Below are 23,112 nucleotides of genomic sequence, written 5' to 3' on the forward strand. Positions count from 1 at the left end.
GCATGGATGAGATCGTCGTCGCCGGCGGATGCTTCTGGTGTCTCGACTCCGTCTTTCGTCACCTGCGTGGTGTCGAAGAGGTCATCAGCGGATACGTCGGAGGCAGCGTCGAGCATCCGACCTATGAACAGGTGTGCACTGGGACGACCGGGCACGCCGAGGCGGTCAAAGTGGTGTTCGACGAGCAGCAGCTGCCCGTCGACACGCTGCTCGACGTGTTCTTCACGCTGCACGACCCGACGACGCTGAACCGGCAGGGCAACGACGTGGGCACGCAGTACCGCTCGGCGATGTTCCCGACGGATGCCGCCCAGCGTGAGACCTTCGAGCGTGCGATTCAGCGTGCCCAGGAATGGTGGGACGCGCCGATCGTGACGACGATCGAGCCGCTCGGTGCGTTCTGGCCGGCGGAGGACTATCACCAGGACTTCTTCGCCAAGAACCCGGGGCAGGGGTACTGCCAGGCGGTGATACCTGCGAAGGTGGCCAAGGTGCGGCGGCGTTTCGCCGACCTCTTCGTCGACTGACTGATTGCTGAGCGGTGCTAGACCTCGGCCGCAGCATCTCTTGCATCCGTGTGAGCGGCTCTGCATCGACCTCAGCTTGGAACCTGCCAGAGGTTGAGGCCTTGCACCCATGTGAGCGGGTCTGCATCTGTGAGGCGATCGCAGGTGCGTGGGGGCAGATGACTGGCAGATGCAGTCCGCACAGCCGGATGCAGTGGTCGAAGTTGTGCACACTGGCGTGCGCAGAGCTGCGATGGTGATGACGACTGGCGATGCTGGCAACAGGAACTCGGCCACCGGGTCGGGTCGCATCCTGAAGGAGCCCGCCATGAGCATCGACACCATCGCAGTCAACGGCCTGGTCGCCACTGAGCCGCAGACGAACTTCACTCGAGACGGCAAGCCCATCACTTCGTTTCGGCTCGCATCGAACCAGCGACGCTTCGACCAGAAAGAGGGGCGATGGGTCGACGGCGATACGAATTGGTTCACAGTGACCGCATTTCGGCAGCTGGCCACGCATGCTCAGCAGAGCCTCTTCAAAGGTCAGCGGGTCTTGGTGCAGGGCAGGCTTCGCGTCAAGCAGTGGCAGAACGAAGAACGCTCGGGCACCACTGTTGAGATCGTCGCAGACAATATGGGGCACGATCTGGTCTGGGGCATCAGTGCGCTGACCAAACCCGAACGTCAGCCTCCAGCTCACCTGCAGCCGGAGGGCGCGCCTGGCGAGGTCTCTGGTCCAGAAGACTCCTTTCACTCGGCGGATGCAGATGCATCCACTGGTGCGCCTGAGGATGGCGCAGGTGCGTCTGGGTTTGGCACAGGTGCGTCTGACGCTGGCACAGCGTCTGCGACCGGTCGGGTGCACGTCGATGCCGCAGCGTTGACGTCCGAATCTGATGTGCAGACAGTGGAAGGCAACGGTTCCACGACGGGTGCGCTCGATGACGCTGCGTCACACGGCGGGCTCGAAGATCACGGCGACAACTGGACCGACGCATCCGTACAGCCCCGAGGCTGGAATGAGCCCGGCATGCAAAGCGGCCGGGCGGCGGCTACGCTAGGCGGGTGACCATTCGAACCGCCAGCTCTCGTCGTCAGCCGTCTTCTCGCCGAGAATCGGTCGGTATCTTCCGCGTGCGTTCGACCGTTGCAGGAGCTTTCGCGGGCGTGCTGACGGTCGTCGCACTTGCTGGCTGTGCTCAGACGAACAATGCCTCAGCGCCGTCGACTCCGGCACCCGCTCCGAGCGCTGCGGTTTGGGCGCCCGGCGGCACCGCGAAGCAGAACCTGCCGGCGTTTCAGTCACTGCTGCAGCCGCTGACCAATGACGACAAAGTGCCGACGACACAGTCTGTCGTCGACGCCGTGCACTCGGTCGGGGTCACCAACGACCAGATACAGGTCACCCCTGACCGCACACCGAAAGACCTGGATGCCGACAACCTGTCGGTCTCGGTCAAGATCGACGATCAGTGCCTGGTGGGGCAGTACCATCGCGGGCGATTCGATGCTGTGGTGGCTGCGCCGATCAATGGGGCCTGCCTCGTCGGCAACACTGTGCCGCTGCAGTAGCGTCGCTGGGGTGCCCCTACAGTAGCGGTGTTGGGGTGGTCTGCGGCAGTGTCACTGTGTATGAGTGCAGCTGGAGTGCCCCTGCGCGAGTGTCTCTGCATGAGTCCTCGGCAGTGCTGACTGTGCCCCTGCACGAGTGCCGCTTCACAAGCCCCGGCAGTGTCGCTGAATGTGCCCTTGCGCCAGTGTCGCCACACGAGCCGTCCAACAAAGATGCGGTCGCGACGAAGCGGCGCGCGGGGCGGCTTCGCCCGCAGCGGAACCTCTTGTCGGGTCGCGCGGCAGCTCCATGAACGGGCTCCCAACCCATAGAATGGTGCGCATGGCTGAATACATTTACCAGATGGTGCGCGCCCGAAAGGCGCATGGCGACAAGGTCATCCTCGACGACGTCACCCTGGCATTCCTGCCGGGCGCGAAGATCGGCGTGGTCGGACCGAACGGCGCCGGCAAGTCGAGCGTGCTCAAGATCATGGCCGGGCTCGACACGCCGAGCAACGGTGAGGCGCGGCTCACGCCAGGCTTCTCTGTCGGCATCCTGCAGCAGGAGCCCGAACTTGATGACGAGCTCACCGTGCTCGAGAACGTGCAGCAGGGAGTCGGCGAGCTCAAAGGCAAGGTCGATCGGTTCAACCAGATCAGCGAAGAGCTGGCCAACCCTGATGCTGACTACGACGCGCTGCTCGAAGAGATGGGCAAGCTGCAGGAAGACATCGATGCGGCCGACGCCTGGGATCTGGACTCACAGCTGGAGCAGGCGATGGATGCGCTGCGACTGCCCCCGTCTGATGCCATTGTGAAGAACCTCTCGGGCGGTGAGCGTCGTCGCGTGGCGCTCTGCCAGCTGCTGTTGAAGAAACCTGATCTGCTGCTGCTCGACGAGCCCACGAACCACCTCGATGCCGAGAGCGTGCTCTGGCTTGAGCAGCACCTGCATTCGTACCCGGGGGCCGTGCTCGCGGTCACCCACGACAGGTACTTCCTCGATCACGTCGCCGAGTGGATTCTCGAACTCGACCGCGGTCGCGCCTACCCGTATGAGGGCAACTACTCGACCTATCTTGAGAAGAAGAAAGATCGTCTCGAGGTGCAGGGCCGCAAGGATGCCAAGCTGGCGAAACGTCTCGAAGACGAGCTTGACTGGGTGCGAACGAACCCCAAGGGGCGGCAAGCCAAGAGCAAGGCTCGTCTGGCTCGCTATGAAGAGATGGCCAACGAGGCCGAGAAGACCAAGAAGCTCGACTTCGAAGAGATCCAGATTCCGCCGGGCCCGCGCCTTGGCGACATCGTGCTCGAGGCAGAGCACCTGCACAAGGGCTTCGGCGATCGCGTTCTGATCGACGACCTCTCGTTCACGCTGCCGCGCAACGGCATCGTCGGCATCATCGGTCCGAACGGTGTCGGCAAGTCCACGCTGTTCAAGACGATCGTGGGGCAGGAGAAGCTCGACGGCGGCAACCTCAAAGTCGGTGAGACGGTCAAGATCTCGTATGTCGACCAGGGGCGAGAGGGAATCGATCCCAAGAAGAACGTCTGGGAGGTCGTCTCTGACGGGCTCGATTACATTCACGTGGGCCAGGTCGAGATGCCCAGCCGCGCATATGTGTCGGCGTTTGGGTTCAAAGGCCCCGATCAGCAGAAGCCTGCGGGAGTACTCTCGGGCGGTGAGCGCAACCGGTTGAACCTTGCGCTGACCCTGAAGCAGGGCGGCAACCTGTTGCTGCTCGATGAGCCGACCAACGACCTGGACGTGGAGACGCTGTCCAGCCTCGAGAACGCACTGCTCGACTTTCCCGGCTGTGCCGTGGTCATCACCCACGACCGGTGGTTCCTCGACCGAATCGCTACGCACATTCTCGCGTACGAGGGTGACGATGAGAACCCGGCCAAATGGTACTGGTTCGAGGGCAACTTCGACGCGTACGAGAAGAACAAGGTCGAGCGCCTCGGCGAGGATGCCGCTCGCCCGCACCGCGTGACCTACCGCAAGCTCACGCGCGACTGATTCGTTCAGTTTCCTGCGCACTGACATAGCCGCGCGTTCGGTCGGCCCGAACCCAAGCAGAGCCGGGCATTGGCCTTCTTGCACGCCAGCTGAGCTGTGCGTTCGGTCAACCCGTATACAGCCGCTGAGCTGGGTGCTCGAAAGGGTCCTGTTCCAGATCTTATGAGATCTCGGAACAGGGCCCTTTCTTCTTGCCGTCAGGCGTGGCACGTTCTGTACTCTCGGGGACGGTGTGAGAGGCCCGTGTGCTCTCGGCGCCGGTACGACAGGTTCTGTACTCTCGGTGACGGGCAGGGCGGTCCTGGTTGTCGAGTGCGTAGAAAGTGTGGGTATCAGTTGCGCGAGGTCGCAGGTTCTGCACTCTCGGGGACGGCGTGAGAGGCCCGTGTGCTCTCGGCGCCGGTACGACAAGTTCTGTGCTCTCGGTGACGGGCAGGGCGGTCCTAGTTGTCGAGTGTGTAGAAGGTGTGCGTATCAGCTGCGCGAGGTCGCGGGTTCTGTACTCTCGGTGGAAGGTGTGGCGGGTTCTGTACTCTCGGTGAGGGTGCGGCAGGTTCAGCACTCTGGGTGACGGGCGAGGTGGCCTTGGTTGTCGAGAGTGGGACAAGTTCTGCACACTCAGCGGGAGCAGAAGTCGGTTGGTTAGTGAGAGCAGAAGTCGGTTGGTCGTCTAGCGCAGACCTGGGTCGGTGAACGAGTGTCAGAACCCCGCCTACTCGGCGCTCGTCGGCGCCACTCCGCGCTACTCGGCCTTCTTGAGGTTCTCGGGCTTGAACTGCGGCAGCCGCACCAGGCCTTCCTGAGCCACAGTTGCGATCAGATCGCCGCCCTGCGTGAACATGCGCCCCTCAGTGAGACCGCGGCCGCCCTGGGCGGTCGGCGACTCCTGCACGTAGAGCACCCATTCGTCTGCTCGTGCCTGCCGGTGAAACCACATCGCGTGGTCGAGGCTCGCCGTGTTCAGCCCCGGGTACGCCCACGGAATCCCATGTCGCCGCAGAATCGGCTCAAAGGTCGTGTAGTCGCTCGCATATGCCAGAGCCGCAGCGTGCAGCGCAGGGTCGTCGCCCAATGCCTCCCGCGTCTTGATCCAGACCGCCTGGAAGGGAATGTCCTCATCCTCTTTCGGCACGCTCACATAGATCGGCGACGGGTAGTGGCGCATCTTGAACGCACGATAGTCGGTGAAGTAGCGTCGAAACGCCTCGGGAGCACCGCGCAGCGTCTCTTCGGTGGTGGGCAGCTCGTCCGGGCCGGGAATGCCGGCCGGCGGCCGAATCTCATGCTGCAGCCCCGCATCCACCGTCTGGAACGACGTGATCAGCGACAGAATCGGCTCCCCATGCTGATACGCCTGCACGCGTCGCTGACTGAACGAGCGCCCGTCGCGCAGTGTCTCGACCGAGAAGTCGACCGGAAGCTCGATGTCGCCGCCGCGCAGAAAATAGGCGTGCAGCGAGTGCACGAACCGGCCGTCGGGCACCGTGCGACTCGCGGCGGTGAGCGCCTGCGACAGAATCTGCCCGCCGAACACGCGTCCAGTCGGCATCCAGTGCGAGGGGCCGCGAAAGCCCTGCTCACCAGGATGCGCGGCAGCCACCTCTTCGAGGCGCAGCACGTCTTCGATGTGCCGAACAGGCGCGATGTTGTCGAGTGCGTAAGACCGGTCAGCGGCCATTGGTGACTCCTTTGTGACAGCGGACGAAGGGCAGAGCCCGCAGGACTGGGCAAAGCATGCAGCGCGTTCAGCCATGATCTGACGGCGGATGCGTCAGCACGGCCCGTCGTGCAGGGCACCGACGCGAGCTGGCTCGCGACGAACATCGCACCCTCGGATTATAGGCACGGCCGAACAGCCGCTCTGACCACGGCCGCCGTCGCTGGTATATGTTGTCGGCATGGCAATCGGCGACAGTGACTCATCACCAGGCTCAGCTCCTGACTCAGCTCCTGATTCAGACCCGATGGGCGGCACAGACGTAAACGAGGCCTTCGACATCTCGAGCCTGCTCTCGCGCCCCGGCGCCGCGCCCGCGGCAGACCGCCTCCATCTGCTGGACGCGCATGTCGTAGCCGATCTCGAGCAGTTCGTGGCGCGGGCGCGTCGCCTCGACGACGGGGCCGCAGTCTGGCTCTCGGCGCATGATCGCGCCTTGGTCGCCACCGCGTCACCACTGTTCGCCGCGGGCCTGAGCGACGCCGCACCGACCCTGCTCGGGGTCAAGGTGCTGCCGCTGGCGAAGCCTGCCCGGCTGCAGTACGTGGTGCACGCGCAGGCGCTGAGCGACCGTCTCGTGCGCATGCATCGCGAGGGTGACACGACGCTGCGTACGCCGCCCGTCGAAGTGCACGAGGTGTGGACTGCGGTGACTCCGCCGCGATCTGGCTGGCAGCGCGTCGCCGAGGTGTCGGTCGAGCAAGTGCGTGAGGTGGCTCGCGCAGGCATCGACGAGATCGCGCAGGGCGTGCCCGAGCTGGCCGGCGAGCTGGCCGTGCACGAGCTGCGTGGGCGCGTCTGGGGCCGTTCTGCGGATGCGCTGGCCGGGCTGACCTCGGGCCTCGCGTTCACGCTCGACGCGTTCGGCTTTCTGCCGTCGCAGCATGAGCAGACTGACATCGTGCGCCTCTTCCACAACGGCATGTGGCAGCGAGCCGCGGCGCCGTTCGGCGACGCGATCGTGCGCCTGCCCAGTCGGCTCTGACTGACGAGGCAGGCACCTCGGCCGGGCGGGGTCACTCTTCGAAGGTGTTCACCATCGCCTGCGCCGCGCGGTCGAAGTAGTCCCACAGCATCGTGCGTGCGGCGGGGGAGGGCGCAACCTCGTCCAGCGCGGCCGCCATGCAGCGCTTCCAGCGATCTCGAGCATCCGGATTCACTTTGAACGGCATATGCCGCATGCGCAGGCGGGGGTGACCACGCTCTTGGCTGTAGGTCGTGGGACCGCCCCAGTACTGCACCAGAAAGAGGGCCAATCGGCGCTCAGCCCCAGCAAAGTCATCGGCCGGATACATCGGCGCGAGCACTTCGTCTTCGCGAATGTGCACATAGAAGGCGTGAGCGAGGCGCTCGAAGAACTCCTGCCCGCCCACTTCGTCGAAGACCGTCTCAGCCACGTTCGGGGCCTTTCTCGTCGGAGGGATGCTCACGGCGAGGCGCCTGCCAGTCGTTGTCCGGGTGCTGCCGCGCCTCAGGGCGCACCTCGTGCTGCTGCGGATGCTGCGGTCGCGCCGGCTGCTCGTGCTCTGCGCGCTGTGCCGCCGCCTTGCGGTGTTTTCGCAGACGCGCCTTCGCCTTGCGCCGCTCGGCCGGAGTGTCGGGCACACCGCGCGTCGCCGCGTCGATCTCGGCAGTGGTCGCGTGCACCGGGGCCTCCTGCTCGCCACGCCCGGTGAGCAGCGGGTCGGCGATCGTACGCCCCTTGACGCGGGGGTTGTCCGACTCGATGGTGGCCCGCAGTGTCGATGTGGTGGCGGTGTGCACGTCGTACTGATTGAACAGCCGCAGGATGCGCAGGCGCAGTTCGCGAGCGACGTCGTCCTGCTGACTGGGGCGCGTCTTGATCGCCAGTTTCACGACCATGGTGTCGCCGGCAAGCGCGGTGATGCCCCAAAGCTCTGGCTTGCCCTCGATCTTGCGCAGCCAGTAGCGCTCTTTGATCATCTCGCGGCTGGCGGTGAGCATGAGCTCCTGCACGGCCTCGAAATCAGAGTCGGTAGGCAGATCGACCTGCACGATGGCGCGACCCCAGCCCTGCGACTGGTTGCCGACTTTGAGAATCTCACCATTGCGCACGTACCAGAGCGTGCCGTCGGCGGCGCGCACGCTCGTGACGCGCAGCCCGACCGCCTCGACCGTGCCGCTCACCGTGCCGAGGTCGACGACGTCGCCGACGCCCAGCTGGTCTTCGAACACCATGAAGATGCCGGTCAGAAAGTCTTTGACCAGACTCTGCGCGCCGAATGAGACGGCGACGCCGAGAATGCCGGCGCTGGTGACCAGTGCACCGGTGTTGAACCCAAGCTCGCCGAGCACCGAGATCAGGGCGATCACGACGAGCGTCCAGGTGATGACGTTCGAGGTGACCGATCCGATGGTTCGCGTGCGCTGCACGACGCGAGCCTTCGACAGCGGCGAGACGAGCAGGTCGGTCGTCTTGGTGATGTCCTCTTTGCCCTTCACCCCGCTCACGATGCCGCGAACGATGCGTCTCGTGATCAGCAGCAGCACCCAGCGCAGCACCAAGGTGACCACGATGATCATCAGGATGTTGCCGACTTTGCTCCACTCGTTGAAGAACTTGCCGAAGAAGGCGAACATCGACGCGAGCCACGCCGGGGTGTCGATCTGGGCCAGGATCATGCCGCGCCCTCTGCACCCGCCTCGGCGTCACGGCGCTGCACTTTCAGAGCGCGCTCGACTCCGTCCAGGTTCTCGATCACGATTCGACGCAACGCCTGCGGCGCATCCTCATGATCGCCCAGCCAGGTCACGGCCGCCTGCCGCAGACGCTCGTCGGCCAGAGCGCCGGGGAACGTCGCCTCGAAGATCTGGTCGGCCATGTGATACGACCGCTCGTTCCAGACACTGAGCAGATGGGCGAAGTGCTCGTCGACCAGGCCGTCGAGCAGACGGGTGTCGAGTGCGCGCTGCAGTCCGTAACCCATGTTGCGCACGGTCAGGTTGGTGAGCGACTCGTCGGTGTGAATGCGGTGCGCGGTCTGCAGCTTGTGATCGGCGTCGGGGATGGCCGCCCGAGCCCGCGCGGCAGAGAGCAGGCCGGTCGCGGTGTGATCCTTTTCGAGTGCGACGTCGATCTCAGGGTCACCAGCACGACCTGCGGCGACGAGAGCGATGAGCAGCTCCCAGTCGAGGTCGGTGTCGATCGTCAGCCCGGGCAGCACGAGGTTGCCGCCACGCAGTGCCTCGAGCACGTCGAAGTGCTCGGCGTCGACCGCGAGTGCGGCAAAGCTGCGCACGAACTGGAACTGCTGGTCGCTGCCGGCCTCGGCGTTCTGCGCGAGCTGCCAGACGGCGTTCGCGGCGGCCTCACGAGCCTCGGCACGGCTGTCGGGAGCGGCGTACGATCCGGTCACGGTGACCAGCTGACCGAGCACGGTGCGCAGCGTCGTCGACTGGTCTTCGGCGCTGACGTTGCCCAGCACGGTCTGAGCGAACTCGCGTGCGGCGAACTCGGTGTCGCGGGTGGCGTCCCAGAGTGCGCTCCAGACGATCGCGCGGGCGGTTGGGTCGTGCAGATCTTTGAGGTGCTCGAGTGCGGTGTGCTGCGAGCGATCGTCGAGGCGCACCTTGGCATAGGTGAGGTCGTCGTCGTTGAGCAGCAGCAGGTCGGGCATGCGCTTGCCGACCAGAGCCGCCACCTCTGTGCTGGCACCGTCGATGTCGGTCTCGATGCGATCGACCCGGGTGAGTCCTGAGCCGGTGAGCTCGTACAGCCCGATGCCGAGACGATGCGGGCGCAGTGTGGGATGCGACTCCGGCGCGGTCTGCTCGATGCGGTACGCGGTGATGATGCCCGTCGCATCGGTCTCGACGACGCTGCGCAGCGTGTTCACGCCGGCGGTCTCGAGCCACTTCTTCGACCAGTTGTGCAGATCGCGGCCGCTGGTGGCCTCGAGCTCGACGAAGAGATCCTGCAGCTCGGTGTTGCTGTGCGCGTGCTTCGTCAGGTACTGATGAATGCCGGTGAAGAACTCACGGCGGCCCACATAGGCGACCAGCTGCTTCAGCACGGACGCGCCCTTGGCATAGGTGATGCCGTCGAAGTTGACCTGCACGTCTTCGATGTCGCGAATCGCGGCGAGAATCGGGTGCGTCGAGGGCAGCTGGTCCTGGCGGTAGGCCCACGCCTTCTCGGTCGAGGCGAAGGTCGCCCAGGCGTCGTGCCACTCCGTCGCCTCGGCGACCGCCAGCGTCGAGGTGTACTCGGCGAACGACTCATTGAGCCACAGGTCGTTCCACCAGCGCATCGTCACCAGATCACCGAACCACATGTGCGCCAGCTCGTGAATGATCGTCACGACGCGGCGCTCACGCATGGCGTCGGGCACGTTGGAGCGGAATACATACGCCTCGGTGAAGGTGACCGCGCCCGCGTTCTCCATGGCGCCGGCGTTGAACTCGGGCACGAAGAGCTGATCGTACTTCTCGAAGGGGTACGGCACGTTCCAGAGATGCTCGAAGAAGTCGAAGCCCTCGCGGGTCTTCTCGAAGATGTAGTCGGCGTCGAGGTGCTCGGCCAGCGAGGTTCGCGTGTAGACGCCGAGCGGAATCGTGCGACCGTCCGAGCTGATCAGCGACGAGTGCTCGTGATGGTACGGCCCGGCGATGATCGCAGTGATATAGCTCGAAATGCGCTGGGTGGGGTCGAACCGCCACGTCTTCGCCGGGCCCGAAGCAGCATCCGCCGCATCGACGCAGGATGCGACCGGCGTGTTCGACACGACCGTCCAGTGCGCCGGAGCCGTCACGGTGAACGTGAACGACGCTTTCAGATCGGGCTGCTCGAACACCGGGAACATGCGGCGTGCGTCGGGCACCTCGAACTGGGTATAGAGGTAGACCTCTTGATCGACCGGGTCGACGAACCGGTGCAGGCCCTCGCCGGTGATCGAGTACCTCATGTCGGCGTCGATGACGAGTTCGTTGTGCTCGTTCAGGTCGGGCAGCTCGATGCGCAGGCCGTCGCTCACGACCTCTGGTGCGAGGTCGGCGCCGTTCAGGGTGATCGAGTGCACCTGGTCGGTGACCGCGTCGATGAATGTGGATGCTCCCGCCGCGGCGTCGAAGACGACTCGCGTCGTGCTGCGGAACGTGGTCTCGGACGCTCCGGAGAGGTCGAGCGTCACCTCATAGCTGCCGACCTCGAGCAGTGCGGCACGTTCCTGGGCTTCGACGCGGGTGAGATTCAATCCGGGCATTTTCTCTCCATCCTGAGAATCGACATCTGCCATCAGTCTAGGCGCAGGGGATGAGCGAACTCTGTGTGTCACGGCGCTGTTCGCCACGGGCGAGTGCGTGTGCGTGTGCGCCTGAGCGGTCGACGCACTCACTACGATTGTGGGTATGACACAGCTGCCGATTCTGCACATCGCCACCGACCACGCCGGGCTCGATCTGAGCCACCACTTCATCGAGCACTTCAGCGGGCTCGGGTACGAAGTGCACGACCACGGGCCGCAGAGCTATGACCCGGTCGACGACTACCCGGCGTTCTGCATCGCGGCGGCTGAAGCGGTTGCAGCCGACACCGCAGAGGGGCGGTTCGCGCTGGGCATCGTGATCGGCGGTTCAGGCAACGGCGAGCAGATCGCCGCCAACAAAGTGACCGGCATTCGCGCAGCGCTGGCCTGGAGCGAGGCGACGGCCAAGCTCGCACGGCAGCACAATGACGCGAATGTCGTGGCGGTCGGAGCTCGGCAGCACACCGTCGACGAGGCGACGCAGCTGGTCGAATGGTTCGTGCAGGAGCCGTTCAGCGGTGACGAACGTCATGTGCGGCGCATCCGCCAGATCGCGGACTACGAGGCGCAGCGCGGCTAAGTCTCATCCGCCGGCCATGCCGATTGCCTCTGCACTGTAACTCTGCACGGCATCCAGACATGGTATTTGTCGTCGAACTACTTCCAGACATGGAACTTTCCATGTCTCGATGTGCTGAGGCGTCATTTGCCATGTCTCGATCTGAGGGGCGGGTCCGTTCCACAGCCTGAAGCGGGGGGAGAGAGACCGACGGCCCGATGACCCGGGATGACCCGAGGCCCCGGGGCCCCGAGACAACCTGACGGGTCGATGACACCCAACCTCGAGCAGGTACGAAAGAAGGGGCAGAACCCGAAGGCTCTGCCCCTTTCCGTTCGTGGGGTAACTCAGAAGACCGGACTACGCCTCAGCGATGTGCGCGAAGAAGAACCAGCGATCCTTGTCGAGCCCGCGCTCGATCTCGATCGCGACGTCCTGGCTCGACAGATCGATGCCGTCAAGCTCGACGACTGCAGTGTGAACGACCTTGAGAGCCGCATCGATGTTGGCGATCGCGGCGGCAATGGTGTCGGGCGACTGCTGGAAGCCGTCGGCGAGCACCGGCGACGTGGTCTGCTCCGAGACGGTCTGCAGACGGCCGTCGACCGGAAGGCCGAGAGCGACGACGCGCTCGGCGGCAAGATCAGCCCAGTCGCGAGCATGAGCGACGAGGTCGTCGAGCAGCTCGTGGATCGGACCGAAGTTTGCGCCACGCACATGCCAGTGCAGCTGCTTCGCATTGACGCTGAGCGCGGTCAGCTCGACGACGACCGGCTGAAGGAACTGGGCGACGCCGGAAACGGTGTCGGGGGTTACTGAGGTCTGAACGGGTGCAACGGTTGATGTAGTCATATCTGAGGGCTCCTTTCGAACTCTTGAACATCACACTAGGCACCTCAATCGGCAGCGTCAATGCAGTTGAGCCTTGGCTAAGGGACTCATGGGAATAGGGCGTTCGCCCATGAAGAAATACGACGTTTTCGCTATCTTTCCCAGTAAGAGATGAGTATCGTGAGGTGCGTCAGAAGCTGTATCTCAGGACGCAGAGGAGAGACTCATGGGAGTGTTCGAAGACGCCAAAGAGACGCTGAAGGCCGGCGCCGAGAAGGTCGGAGACGCCGTGCACGAGGGCGTCGATCGCATCAAGGACAAGGCCGACGAAGTCAAGGCCGAGGCCAACGTCAAGAAGGCAGAGGCTGAGAAAGAGTCGGTCGAGGCGCGCAATGACGCGAAAGAAGAGCTGCGCGACTGACAGCTAGTCGACTTCAGAGAGCAGGGGCTCGGTCAGTGTTTCGACCGAGCCCCTGCTCTTTTTCTGTCTGCTCGGTCTTCTGCGTACTCGTCTTGTGACCGCTCAGCTGCTTCGCGGGGGGGGGGGGGGCGCCGCCCGCGTCTGCGGCGTCGGTCGTCCGACGCGTCTATCAGCGTGTCGTCTGACCCCTCAGTACTATCAGTGCGCTGCCTCTGAGCCGTCCATCCGACGCTGGCGCTCGATCTCACGCCCGAGGTCGACACGGGCGCGCGCCTTTCCCGCAGACTGCAGCAGATCGTGTGACGCCTCGACGCGTGCGATCGCGCGGGTGAGGCGGGCTGCTGACTGCTGCTGCTCGGAGAGCACAGCCATCTGAGCTGCCAGCTTCGCGTGCTCGGCCTGGTCGTGACGGTCAGCTGGGCGAATCCCGCGCACGAGCAGGGCACACGCCAGGCAGAGCAGCACGAGGCTCATGAAACCCATGGCGACGATCAGCACCACAGAAGAAAGCATCGCTTCCGATCGCATCGCGAGCAGCATCCCTGCGACTGCAACGGTGATCGCGGTCCATGCGACGGTGATGCGGGTGAGATCCATGTGCGGCCTCTCTGTCGTTCCGGTGTCTGGTGTGCGGTGTCCAGCTTTCGGTTTCCAGTGTCTGGTGTCCGTGGTCTCCAGTGTCTGGTTTCCAGGGGCCGGGGCCAAGGCATCCCTGCGCACCGGCGCTCCGAACTCTGCGGCGGCTGCTGCGCCTCGAACGAACCATACTGTCATGTCGGGCTGCCTGACGCACTTCGGCCAGCGTGAACGAAGGCAGCTCTGCGCGCAGCGAGCTGCCTCAGCGGGCGAAGGACAACCTCATCTTCACCATCTGGAGTCGGCGACCTGATATTCGTACACTGCGGTCATGGCAATCTCCTCTGACGTGACATCCCCGGCGACCGAGCCAGCCTGGACGACCTCTCGGATAGACCGGCTGCTGAGCTCGCGGCTGATCGGCGGGTCGAACGCGGCCCTGCGGCTGGCAGCTCCGCCCCAGGGTGCGCAGCGCGTCTGGCGGTCGATCGCTCTGCTGCTGTCTCTCGAGGTCGTCGTGGGCATCGCGACGCTTGTTGTGGCTTTCGCATTTCGTCATGTGGATGGTCTGGTGACGCCCGCCTCATGGTTCCGCGGCACCGTGGTGCTGTTGATGACGTTCACGCTCTTCGGTTTCGCTTGGGCGGCACGCCGTGGCTACTGGTGGGCTTACTGGCGTCTGCGCCTCTTCAGCCAGATCTTTCCTGTGGTCACTCTGGTCATCGCAGCGGTGCCCGGCCTGTATCCGCTCTGGATGACGATTGAGCAGATCGTCTTCAGCGTGCTGCTCATCGGAGTCGGCGACTTCTTGACAGGGGAGCGGATGCGGGAGTGGTACCCGAACCCAAGACGTCAGCCAGACGCCTACATGGCAGTGCACGTCTAATTGGTGCGCTCGCTGACAGCCGGGCAGTCAGCTGCGCCTTCTTGCAATAGCCAAAGGTGCGCTTGCTGGCAGCAGGATGGTGCATTTGCCGCTGACAGTGTCGCCAACACATTTGCCGACACTGAATCGCCGTAGGTTTGGTGCCGCTGTTATGCGGGTATCGGTTCTAGTTTCTGGGCCGTGTAGTAGTCGTCCTCGAACATCGCCGGGGAGACCATCCCGAGACTACCGTGAAGCCTGCGATAGTTGTACCAATCCACCCACGCCGCAGTCGCGTACTCCACGTCTGTGACCGTGCGATAGGGCCCTTCGTGGAAGATCGTCGTGCGAACACACTCAGTCTTGTAGAGCCCGTTGATCGTCTCCATCAGTGCGTTGTCGAACGCGTCTCCGACTGACCCGATCGACGGCGTGATCCCATCGAGTGCGAGCTTCTCCGTCCACGCCAGCGACGTGTATTGAGACCCCGCATCGCTATGCGCCCTCAGTTGCTCCGGTTCGACCGGGTGTCCCTGCCGGGCCCGCTCCCAGAGCGCCATCCGCAGTGGGATCATCACGAGATCGACGTGCTTGGTGGTCTGTGCATGCCATGCCACGATCCGCTGCGAGTAGACGTCGACAATGAACGCGACGTACACCCATCCTGCCCAGCTCCTCACGTAGGTGAAATCCATCACCCAGGTGTGATCTGGCCTGGGCGCGGTGAAGTCACGATCCAGAAGATCAACGGCCCGAAGGCCGTCCTTCGATTGGATCGTGGTGCGCACACCTTTCGCGCGGCGTACCCCCTCGAGGCCGAGAAGCCGCATCGCCCGGTCAACAGCACCCCATGATGCGTCAGAGAACTTGACTCGACGAATCAGCGTTGTCATCTTACGGCGGCCGTAGAGACCTTCCGGGGTCATCTTCCGTCTGCTTGTGCCATCAGGCAGCGTGACTTCCGTCCAGACGATGTCACGAACCGCGTCAACGACCCTCGCATCGCTGATGGTGCGGGCCGAGACCCGGCCTTTCTTCCAAGCCCGGTAGGTGCGCGCGGCGACCTTCACGCCCTGCTCACGCAGGACGCGCAGAATCGACTCGACCGTGTGCCCCTCGGCCCGAAGTGTGTCGATGAACGCGAGCATTAACGGTTGCGGGGGTCGAGTTCCCCCGCGAAGAAAGTCGTCGCTGCTTTCAAGATCGCGACGTCCTCACGCAGGCGCTTGTTTTCAGTTTTCAGTCGTTTGATCTCGGCGAGTTCGTCACTGGTCTGCCCTGCAGTATCACCTGCGTCGATATCGGCCTGGTACACCCACCGGCGTAAGGTTTCTCGCCCGATGTTTTCTTGTCGCGCGACCGCAGCAATCGCTTGCGCGTTAGACGGGTAATCGCTGCGGTGTTCACGCACGAGCCTGATCGCTCGCTCCCTGAGCGCGGGGTCTGTCTTCTTTGGCATGATGCCATCCTCTCAACTCGAAAAGATGCGGCACCAAACCTACGGCGATTCAGGGATACTGGCTACGAAACCAGACCACGGGTGCAACCTTCCTGATCCAATCAGTGGCAGGCACGAAACTGTACCTCGCAAGAGACCAGACCACACAAGTCACCGCCGGAACCTACGACATCACCGCGGGCAACACCGACCTCACACTCAACTACCGCGACTAAGAAACACAATCCCGCCCCACTCGGCCATTACGGCCGGGTGGGGCGGGTCTCTGCGTCTACCCGGCGGCCCCACAATGCGAGGGTGGGGGCCACCTCGCTGAGACTGTATTAGCCGATATATGGCACAGATGAGAGTCGTAGATCCACGTGACTCCATTCACCACGCATGCCGTCTGAGAAATATGCTTCCAAGGAACGGCGAGAACGCTCAGCATAGGGTCCAGGACCGACCATGATGGACTTGATTGCAGCGTGAGGGAATTCCAGTGGAATGTATGGAACCAAATTGGTCGGGCTGGTGCGCAGAGAAATACGCGGGGACAGATCGCCTGTCGGATTCACGATAAGTCTCACTTCTTGCTCTGATTTGAAAGCTGGATCTTTTATCGCAGCAAGTGATGTGGACAGTCGGGGTATGTATGCAGGTTTGATTTGAGAACAGACTCTCTGTATCTCATCCATGAACTCGCTCTCGGCGTAGCTCACGCGAACTATCGAATGGTCCAACCCAATGTGTGATTGCCAGAGGCTTAAGCTCTCTCGAGGGGCGAGATGAAATGTCTCGAACGCTTCTTCGTCTGACTGAACATTGCATGCTTGTAGAAGGGTGCCCTCGTCGAAGCCAATACAAAAACCACGGCCCGGAGCGTAGCCTCTCCACATGTCCAGGCTGTCCTGTACCTCTGTGAAAGATACGAGGTATATCTCATCCTCGTGGAACGTCTGAACCTCCCCAGAGGTGGGGTATCTCGTGTCGATCTCTGATCGTAACCTCTTGAGTGCCTCAATGGGGGTCGAGGCAAGAGCCCCTTTCGATCGATCGGACGGCGCGCCATCCGGGTCAATGAGCGAGCGAATGAGATTAGCGCCATGTATGAGTTCTTGGGCGTCATTCAGGTACAGCGGGTCGGAAGCCCAAAGCGCGCAGCTTGAGAGGATGCCAAGTAGACCTTCTATGGAGGTGTAGTGGTAGATCATCAGTTGATCGTATCTATTCCGTTGCAGACTGACGCCTAGGGGTAACGGGGCATTGTCGTCGCAGCTGCTGGGCGATTCACATTCGCGCTGAAGTACGTTGTGATTCGCGGAGTTGATGCCATGAGCCTCTGGCTCGTGCCACCGAGACGGAGCAGAGGTGCCTCCACAATTGCCTCCAGAACCATGTTTCGGCTGGGGTGACGCAACTGAGTGATGGCATCGATCCGCGTGTTTGTGCGGATCTTCGGTGGAGCGGGCGACGGGAATCGAACCCGCGTAGCCAGTTTGGAAGACTGGGGCTCTACCATTGAGCTACGCCCGCATGTCTCAACGACAACTTGAGCACGAGGTACGAGCATACCTGTTTTGCGCTAGACTTGCACGGGCCGTTCGACGAGGCCACGTGTGAAGTGCGGTCTTCTGGGGTCGCACAGGCATGAAAACGGGATGTAGCTCAGCTTGGTAGAGCACTCGCTTTGGGAGCGAGGGGTCGCAGGTTCAAATCCTGTCATCCCGACGGACAGGCCGGTCGTGCCGGCGAACCGTCCTTCAGAGTCGCAAGACTCGAAGACGCCATCCGGCGGAACGCGAAGAAAGAGGAGACCAATAAGTGTCCAGCACCATTGAGCAGCTGAGCCCGACTCGAGTCAAGATTCACATCGATGTGACTCCCGAAGAGTTCAAGCCTGCACTGGAGAAGGCCTACAAAGAGATCTCGAAGAACATCCAGATCCCTGGTTTCCGCAAGGGACATGTTCCTGCTCCGATCATCGACCAGCGTGTCGGCCGCGGCGCCGTCATCGAGCAGGCGATCAACGACAACCTCGACACCTACTACCAGAGTGCGGTGCGTGAACACGATGTGAAGACGCTGGGTCGCCCCAACGCCGACATCGTCGAGCTGCCGAACGTCGAGACGCTGCAGGGCGATCTGAAGATCGCGGTCGAGGTCGACGTGCGCCCGGAGTTCGAACTGCCTGACGTCGCCGATGTGACCGTCGAGGTCGAGCCTGCGGCTGTGACCGACGCCGACGTCGACGAAGAGCTGGAGCACCTGCGCGAGCGGTTCGCGACGCTGACCAAGGTCGAGCGTCCCGCTGCCAAGGGCGACTTCACGACGATCGACCTGCAGGCCAAGATCGACGACGAGGTCATCGACGACGCATCGAACATCTCGTATGAGATCGGTTCGGGCCAGCTGCTCGACGGCATCGATGAGGCGCTCGAGACGCTGACCGCAGGCGAGACCACCACATTCGAGTCGAAGCTCGTGGGCGGTGATCACGAGGGCGAGACCGCTCTGATCGAGGTCACGCTGAACGCCGTCAAGGAGCGCGAGCTGCCTGAGGCCGACGACGACTTCGCTCAGCTGGCGAGCGAGTACGACACCATCGCCGAGCTGCGCGACAGCCTGAAAGACGAGGCTGCGAAGCGCAAGAGCACCGAGCAGGTCGGTCAGGCCCGTGGCAAGCTCGTCGAGGCGCTGCTCGAAAAGGTCGAGCTTCCGCTTCCCGAAGATCTCGTCGACGCCGAGGTCAAGGCTCATCTCGAGCAGGAGGGCAAGAGCGAAGACGATCCGCACGCAGCGGAGGTTCGCCCTGATGTCGAGCGCGGCATCCGCACTCAGCTGCTGCTCGACAAGGTCGTCGACGACCTGCAGGTGCAGCTGGGGCAGGACGAGCTCTCGCAGTACCTCGTGCAGCAGTCGATGCAGTACGGCATCGAGCCCAACGAGTTCTTCAAGATCATCAGCGAGCAGGGTCAGCTTCCGGCCCTGTTCGGCGAGATCTCGCGCAGCAAGGCGATTTCGACTCTGCTCGGCAAGGTGAAGGTCGTCGACACCGACGGCAACGCCGTCGACCTGAGCGAGTACCTGCCGAAGGATGCCGAGGCTGAGACCGCTGAGACGGCAGCGCCCGCCTCTGACGAGTCTGCCGAGGACGCCCTCGATCAGGTCAAGGCTCCTGCGAAGAAGGCACCGGCGAAGAAAGCCGCAGCGAAGAAGGCTCCGGCCAAGAAGGCGGCGGCCAAGACCGCTGCTGAGGCAGAAGAGACCGACGCCGAGTAGTTTGCCGTCGACTCGCAGCAAAAGCGGGGTGCGCCCAATGCGGCGCACCCCGCTTTTGCGTTGTCACGGCGAGCTTTTGCCGACGGCGAACAGCGCGAACGAAGGCGGGGGATTCCAGTAGATTCATACATGTCGGCCTCTCTCGGGGCCGACGAAGCTTCGAGTGTCGTCATGACACCTGCGCCGTCGAGGCGCGCTGAGGAATGGAGAGTGGAGATGGCAGAACCCCAAGGGCAGGCATCGGTCTACGAACGCCTGCTGAAAGAGCGGATCATCTGGCTCGGCAGCGAGGTTCGCGATGAGAACGCGAACGAGATCTGCGCGAAGATCCTGCTGCTGTCCGCCGAGAACCCAGACGCTGACATCTATCTGTACATCAACTCGCCCGGCGGCTCGATCACCGCTGGTATGGCCATCTACGACGCGATGCAGTTCGTGCCGAACGACATCGTCACCGTCGGCATCGGCATGGCCGCTTCGATGGGGCAGTTCCTGCTCTCCAGCGGCACGAAGGGCAAGCGCTACGCCACCCCGAACACGCGCGTGCTGCTGCATCAGCCGCATGGCGGCTTCGGCGGCACGGCGTCAGATATCGCCATTCAGGCACAGCTGATCAGCGACATGAAGCGTCGCCTCTTCGAGCTCACCGCCGAGCAGACCGGCAAGACCGTCGAGCAGATCGCCATCGACGGCGACCGCGACCACTGGTTCAGCGCCGAAGAGGCCAAGGAATACGGCTTCGTCGATCACATCCAGGCGGCGGCTCTCAATGTCTCCGGTGGCGGCGGCACGGCGCACAAGTCGGAGGAGAAGTGAGCATGGCAGACCAGTTCGGCGACCAGCACCAGTCACACAGCGGGCAGCACCGCAGAGAGATGGGCATGCAGATGAGATTCCCCAACCTTTCCCAGGCCCCTGCCGGCATGCCGTTCGGCGGCGTGCCCAGCGGCGTCGAGATGCCCTCGTCTCGGTACATCCTGCCCGAGTTCGAAGAGCGCACCGCCTACGGCTACAAGCGTCAGAACCCGTACACGAAGCTCTTCGAAGATCGCATCATCTTTCTCGGCGTGCAGGTCGACGACGCCTCTGCTGACGATGTCATGGCGCAGCTGCTCGTGCTCGAAAGCCTCGATCCCGAGCGAGACATCCAGATGTACATCAACTCGCCCGGCGGCTCGCTGACTGCTCTCACCGCCATCTACGACACCATGCAGTACATCCGCCCCGAAGTGCAGACCATCTGCCTCGGTCAGGCGGCCTCGGCAGCCGCAGTGCTGCTGGCCGCAGGCGCACCCGGCAAGCGTCTCGCACTGCCCAACGCCCGCATCCTCATTCATCAGCCGGCAGTCGGCGGCGAGGGCGGCCACGGACAGGCCTCAGACATCGAGATTCAGGCCGCTGAGATCATGCGCATGCGCGACTGGGTCGAAGACACGCTGTCGCTGCACTCCAACCGCACCAAAGAGCAGGTGCACAAAGACATCGATCGTGACAAGATCCTCACGGCCGAGCAGGCGCTGGAGTACGGCCTCATCGACCAGGTGCTGACGACGCGAAAGACGCAGCGCCCCGCCTGACACACAGTGTCGGCGGCAGCGACTAGGCTCGTGTGATGACATCGGGAAGGAACGGCGAGTATGGCGCGCATCGGTGAGACGTCTGATCTGTTGAAGTGCTCTTTCTGCGGCAAAAGCCAGAAACAGGTGCGCAAGCTGATCGCCGGGCCCTCCGGGGTCTACATCTGTGACGAGTGCATCGAGCTCTGCAACGAGATCATCGACGAAGAGCTCACCGAGCAGCCTGCCGTCGAGCAGACCGAACTGCCCACGCCGAAAGAGATCTTCGCGTTCTTGGGCGAGTTCGTGGTGGGGCAGCAGACGGCCAAACGCGATTTGGCAGTCGCTGTCTACAACCACTACAAGCGCATTCGTGCGGCGGGCGCGAGCACAGACGAGAGCGAACCCGTCGAGATTCAGAAGTCGAACATCCTGATGGTCGGCCCCACCGGCTGCGGCAAGACATATCTGGCTCAGACGCTGGCTCGGCGACTCAACGTGCCGTTCGCCGTGGCCGACGCCACGTCGCTGACCGAGGCCGGCTATGTGGGCGAAGACGTCGAGAACATTCTGCTCAAACTCCTGCAGGCCGCTGACTTCGACGTCGAGCGCGCGCAGCACGGCATCATCTACATCGATGAGATCGACAAGATCGCACGCAAAGCCGAGAATCCCTCGATCACGCGAGACGTCTCGGGCGAGGGCGTGCAGCAGGCTCTGCTGAAGATCATCGAGGGCACTGTCGCGTCGGTGCCGCCCCAGGGCGGCCGCAAGCACCCGAACCAGGAGTTCATCCAGATCGACACGACGAACGTGCTGTTCATCGTGGCCGGCGCGTTCGCCGGGCTCGAAGAGATCATTGCCGATCGCTCCGGCGCTCACGGCGTCGGCTTCGGCGCTCCGCTGTCGACCGAGGCCGATCGAGTGAACATCCTCTCTGAGGTCGAGCCAGAAGACCTGCGCAAGTTCGGCATGATCCCAGAGTTCATCGGTCGTCTGCCCGTGCTCACCACTGTCGACGCGCTGGATCGCGCCGCGCTGATCGACATCCTGGTCGGCCCCCGTAACGCTCTGGTCAAACAGTACGAGCGCATGTTCGCGCTTGACGGCGTCGATCTCGCCTTCACCGACGACGCACTGACGGCGATCGCCGATCAGGCGGTCGAGCGCAAGACCGGTGCCCGCGGGCTTCGTGCGATTCTCGAGACCGTGCTCGGCCCGGCGATGTACGAAGTGCCCGGCAACGACGAGATCGCCAAGTGCCTCGTCACGGCCGCGGCCGTCGAAGGCACCGACTCGGTGCAGGTCTTCACACACGAAGAGGTCGAGCGCGCCGCTGAGAAGACGGCCTGACCGGTCAGCCCTGCGACTCCGTGAGCACGTGCTCGTCGAGAAATGCTGAGACGTCTGACAGCTCCTGCGCACTCACCGCGTGGCCGATGCCGGCATAGACCCGCTCATCCAGCGCGCTGTGCGCGGGCAGCCACTGCTCTGTGAACTGCGTCAGGTGCGGCGGAATGACCGGGTCTCGGTCAGCGCGACCCCAGAACACCGGTGGGCGTTCGACGCGCAGGAGCTCATCCAGCTCACGCGGCTGCTGAGCGACGTACCCGGACAGATTCACCGTGGCACGCAGCAGGTGCGCGTGCGTGCGCAGCAGCTCGGTCGTCATCAGCCCGCCCTGTGAGAAACCCAGCACGCTGATCTGCGCGCTGCGGGAGCCGACCGGCGCGACCTCGTCGAGCCACCGCACCAGTGCATCCGCCGCCGGGCGCGCATCGGTCTGGTCGCCGCCCGAGGCAGGCTCACGCAGAGCCGCGATCGGGTACCAGGCGAAGCCATAGTCGTTGCCCGCGTCGAGCGGCGCACGCGGCGCGGCGACGACGAACTCGGGCGGCAGGCTGCTGGCCAACGGCAGGATGTCGGACTCACGCGCGCCCCAGCCGTGCAGCATCAGCAGCAGGGGGCGGGTTGCCAGCGCCTCTGCCCGGTCTTCGAGCGAGACATTCCAGAGCGTGTGGCGGTCGTCGATGCTCAGCACAGCGGTTCGACGCGAGTCGGCTGTCTGGGGCGCAGTCGGCTGCGATGCGCCCGACTGGTCGAGCGGATGCTGTGGCCGTGCATTCGGGTGTGCTGACGATTCAGGCATATGGGCCTCCGTTGACGTCGTCGTCTTCGTCGAGTCGGTCGACGGTCACCTCACCGATGTCAGGCAGCCAGCTGATGGTCGTGCCGTCGTCGAGCTCTGCCACAGGGTGGCGTTCCAGCCACGTCAAGGTCCACGACCAGCGTTCGCGCTGTGTCGGTTCGAGACCCGCCTCGACCTCGCTGATCGCGGCCAGCATCGGGTCGGGCAGGGCGAGCGGGGGAGTCACTCCGACGTTCCATCTGGTGCCGATCTGCATGAGATCCTTCCGTCATCAGCGGTCTTCTCTGCGTCGTAGGGTACCCTGTTTCACGGCCGACGGTGACCTGTGGAGGTCGCCGGCAGCGGTCGCAACCCAATTCAGGAGTCAC

22 protein-coding genes and 2 tRNA genes are annotated in these 23,112 nt (G+C 63.6%); 13 read left to right on the forward strand and 11 right to left on the reverse strand.

The annotated features are described in order from the left end of the window. The first annotated feature begins 2 nt into the window (after positions 1 to 2). From msrA to ettA, 4 genes are all read left to right on the forward strand, one after another. Entirely contained in the window at positions 3 to 527 is a 525-nt protein-coding gene (gene msrA / locus F8O07_RS05340; protein WP_158031073.1) for a peptide-methionine (S)-S-oxide reductase MsrA, read from the forward strand. A 307-nt stretch (positions 528 to 834) separates the two neighbouring features. Beyond that, the gene (locus F8O07_RS05345; protein WP_192496650.1) at positions 835 to 1,578 is read left to right on the forward strand and encodes a single-stranded DNA-binding protein; all 744 of its coding nucleotides are present in this window, start codon (positions 835 to 837) and stop codon (positions 1,576 to 1,578) included. After that, entirely contained in the window at positions 1,575 to 2,081 is a 507-nt protein-coding gene (locus F8O07_RS05350; RefSeq protein WP_158031075.1) for a DUF6993 domain-containing protein, read from the forward strand. The genes F8O07_RS05345 and F8O07_RS05350 overlap by 4 nt, the downstream gene beginning before the upstream one ends. Positions 2,082 to 2,403: 322 nt before the next feature. Next, complete coding sequence (ettA, locus tag F8O07_RS05355; protein WP_158031076.1) at positions 2,404 to 4,086, forward strand: energy-dependent translational throttle protein EttA; 1,683 nt, start codon at positions 2,404 to 2,406, stop codon at positions 4,084 to 4,086. Between the two features lie 742 nt (positions 4,087 to 4,828). Here the strand turns inward: ettA and F8O07_RS05360 are convergent. After that, a complete protein-coding gene (locus F8O07_RS05360) occupies positions 4,829 to 5,764 on the reverse strand; it encodes an acyl-CoA thioesterase (protein ID WP_158031077.1) in 936 nt (311 codons plus the stop codon). A 220-nt stretch (positions 5,765 to 5,984) separates the two neighbouring features. Between F8O07_RS05360 and F8O07_RS05365 the strand changes: the two genes are divergently transcribed. Next, a complete protein-coding gene (locus tag F8O07_RS05365; protein WP_158031078.1) occupies positions 5,985 to 6,788 on the forward strand; it encodes a hypothetical protein in 804 nt (267 codons plus the stop codon). Positions 6,789 to 6,819: 31 nt separating this feature from the next. On the opposite strand, the gene F8O07_RS05370 is transcribed toward F8O07_RS05365, so the two are convergent. Genes F8O07_RS05370 through pepN form a run of 3 tightly spaced genes read right to left on the reverse strand, consistent with a single transcriptional unit; the run spans position 6,820 to position 11,025 of the window. Continuing rightward, positions 6,820 to 7,200 (reverse strand): globin, encoded by a 381-nt coding sequence (locus F8O07_RS05370; protein WP_158031810.1) that lies wholly within the window; start codon positions 7,198 to 7,200, stop codon positions 6,820 to 6,822. Further along, positions 7,193 to 8,446, reverse strand: a complete 1,254-nt coding sequence (locus tag F8O07_RS05375; protein ID WP_158031079.1) for a mechanosensitive ion channel family protein — start codon at positions 8,444 to 8,446, stop codon at positions 7,193 to 7,195. The genes F8O07_RS05370 and F8O07_RS05375 overlap by 8 nt, the downstream gene beginning before the upstream one ends. Further along, positions 8,443 to 11,025 (reverse strand): aminopeptidase N, encoded by a 2,583-nt coding sequence (gene pepN, locus F8O07_RS05380; protein ID WP_158031080.1) that lies wholly within the window; start codon positions 11,023 to 11,025, stop codon positions 8,443 to 8,445. The genes F8O07_RS05375 and pepN overlap by 4 nt, the downstream gene beginning before the upstream one ends. A gap of 145 nt (positions 11,026 to 11,170) precedes the next feature. On the opposite strand from pepN, the gene F8O07_RS05385 reads away from it, so the two are divergent. Then, on the forward strand, positions 11,171 to 11,647 hold the full coding sequence (locus F8O07_RS05385) for a ribose-5-phosphate isomerase (protein WP_158031081.1): 477 nt from the start codon (positions 11,171 to 11,173) through the stop codon (positions 11,645 to 11,647). Positions 11,648 to 11,986: 339 nt separating this feature from the next. Here the strand turns inward: F8O07_RS05385 and F8O07_RS05390 are convergent, their stop codons facing one another. Further along, positions 11,987 to 12,478: a Dps family protein gene (locus tag F8O07_RS05390; RefSeq protein WP_158031082.1), complete on the reverse strand. Its 492-nt coding sequence runs from the start codon at positions 12,476 to 12,478 to the stop codon at positions 11,987 to 11,989. 205 nt (positions 12,479 to 12,683) lie between these two features. On the opposite strand from F8O07_RS05390, the gene F8O07_RS05395 reads away from it, so the two are divergent. Further along, positions 12,684 to 12,878, forward strand: coding sequence for a hypothetical protein (locus F8O07_RS05395; protein ID WP_158031083.1), 195 nt, complete (start codon positions 12,684 to 12,686; stop codon positions 12,876 to 12,878). Between the two features lie 198 nt (positions 12,879 to 13,076). On the opposite strand, the gene F8O07_RS05400 is transcribed toward F8O07_RS05395, so the two are convergent. Further along, complete coding sequence (locus F8O07_RS05400; protein WP_158031084.1) at positions 13,077 to 13,475, reverse strand: hypothetical protein; 399 nt, start codon at positions 13,473 to 13,475, stop codon at positions 13,077 to 13,079. 310 nt (positions 13,476 to 13,785) lie between these two features. Between F8O07_RS05400 and F8O07_RS10540 the strand changes: the two genes are divergently transcribed. Then, positions 13,786 to 14,340: a hypothetical protein gene (locus F8O07_RS10540; RefSeq protein WP_192496651.1), complete on the forward strand. Its 555-nt coding sequence runs from the start codon at positions 13,786 to 13,788 to the stop codon at positions 14,338 to 14,340. A gap of 149 nt (positions 14,341 to 14,489) precedes the next feature. On the opposite strand, the gene F8O07_RS05410 is transcribed toward F8O07_RS10540, so the two are convergent. From F8O07_RS05410 to F8O07_RS05420, 3 genes are all read right to left on the reverse strand, one after another. Then, positions 14,490 to 15,778 (reverse strand): IS3 family transposase gene (locus tag F8O07_RS05410; RefSeq protein ID WP_158031085.1). Its coding sequence is split into 2 segments (ribosomal slippage): positions 14,490 to 15,505 and positions 15,505 to 15,778, totalling 1,290 coding nucleotides; the frame shifts between segments, so codons are not numbered across the junction. A gap of 323 nt (positions 15,779 to 16,101) precedes the next feature. Beyond that, complete coding sequence (locus tag F8O07_RS05415) at positions 16,102 to 16,971, reverse strand: DUF2971 domain-containing protein (RefSeq protein WP_158031086.1); 870 nt, start codon at positions 16,969 to 16,971, stop codon at positions 16,102 to 16,104. A gap of 248 nt (positions 16,972 to 17,219) precedes the next feature. Further along, positions 17,220 to 17,293, reverse strand: a tRNA-Gly gene (locus tag F8O07_RS05420). A gap of 121 nt (positions 17,294 to 17,414) precedes the next feature. Between F8O07_RS05420 and F8O07_RS05425 the strand changes: the two genes are divergently transcribed. The 5 genes from F8O07_RS05425 to clpX all read left to right on the forward strand — a co-directional run bounded on the left by F8O07_RS05425 (position 17,415) and on the right by clpX (position 21,948). Beyond that, a tRNA-Pro gene (locus F8O07_RS05425) sits at positions 17,415 to 17,488 on the forward strand. Between the two features lie 93 nt (positions 17,489 to 17,581). Next, complete coding sequence (gene tig / locus F8O07_RS05430; RefSeq protein WP_158031087.1) at positions 17,582 to 19,039, forward strand: trigger factor; 1,458 nt, start codon at positions 17,582 to 17,584, stop codon at positions 19,037 to 19,039. 216 nt (positions 19,040 to 19,255) lie between these two features. Beyond that, the gene (locus F8O07_RS05435) at positions 19,256 to 19,855 is read left to right on the forward strand and encodes an ATP-dependent Clp protease proteolytic subunit (protein ID WP_158031088.1); all 600 of its coding nucleotides are present in this window, start codon (positions 19,256 to 19,258) and stop codon (positions 19,853 to 19,855) included. A gap of 107 nt (positions 19,856 to 19,962) precedes the next feature. Further along, positions 19,963 to 20,616: an ATP-dependent Clp protease proteolytic subunit gene (locus F8O07_RS05440; protein WP_158031811.1), complete on the forward strand. Its 654-nt coding sequence runs from the start codon at positions 19,963 to 19,965 to the stop codon at positions 20,614 to 20,616. Positions 20,617 to 20,676: 60 nt separating this feature from the next. Next, positions 20,677 to 21,948 carry an ATP-dependent Clp protease ATP-binding subunit ClpX gene (gene clpX, locus F8O07_RS05445; RefSeq protein ID WP_158031089.1) on the forward strand — a complete coding sequence of 424 codons (1,272 nt, stop codon included), beginning with the start codon at positions 20,677 to 20,679 and terminating at the stop codon, positions 21,946 to 21,948. Between the two features lie 4 nt (positions 21,949 to 21,952). Here the strand turns inward: clpX and F8O07_RS05450 are convergent, their stop codons facing one another. Next, entirely contained in the window at positions 21,953 to 22,744 is a 792-nt protein-coding gene (locus F8O07_RS05450) for an alpha/beta hydrolase (protein ID WP_158031090.1), read from the reverse strand. Beyond that, entirely contained in the window at positions 22,737 to 23,000 is a 264-nt protein-coding gene (locus tag F8O07_RS05455) for a hypothetical protein (protein ID WP_158031091.1), read from the reverse strand. The genes F8O07_RS05450 and F8O07_RS05455 overlap by 8 nt, the downstream gene beginning before the upstream one ends. Positions 23,001 to 23,112: the final 112 nt, after the last annotated feature.

The sequence above is a fragment of the Pseudoclavibacter sp. CFCC 13796 genome (genome assembly GCF_008831185.1).
Taxonomy (GTDB): Bacteria; Actinomycetota; Actinomycetes; order Actinomycetales; family Microbacteriaceae; genus Pseudoclavibacter_A.